The 279-nt window shown below is 40.5% G+C and carries 1 protein-coding gene; it reads right to left on the bottom strand.

Annotation, left to right across the window (positions count from 1 at the left end):
- Positions 1–200: hypothetical protein (locus QWY29_RS20270; RefSeq protein WP_300963034.1), on the bottom strand; the 200-nt coding region annotated here is incomplete at its 3' end.
- Positions 201–279 lie beyond the last annotated feature (79 nt).

Raw genomic sequence — 279 nt, 5'->3', positions numbered from 1 at the left:
GTGGTAGCAAAAATAAAAAATTGAGCGCTGGTTCCAGAAAAATCAAAGAAATCGGTGGTAGCAAAAATTGACACTGGTTTGCAGCAAACCACAAAACGGTTGTAGCAAAAATAACTTGTTGTCCAGCTAGGGGCTTCTCCAGTAGTAGCAAAAAATGCAGAAGGTTGTAGCAAAAACTGTACAAGGTTGTAGCAAAACACACAAGCGCAGGGTCTCGACAATCTCATGAAAAAGGATGTAACAAATGACAGTGCCGGTAGTAGCAAAAAACCAAAACTG

This window comes from Nocardioides abyssi (genome assembly GCF_030412915.1).
Taxonomy (GTDB): domain Bacteria; phylum Actinomycetota; class Actinomycetes; order Propionibacteriales; family Nocardioidaceae; genus Nocardioides; species Nocardioides abyssi.
Note: the sequence above shows the minus strand (reverse complement) of the source record. Positions and strands in the feature narration are given on the sequence as shown.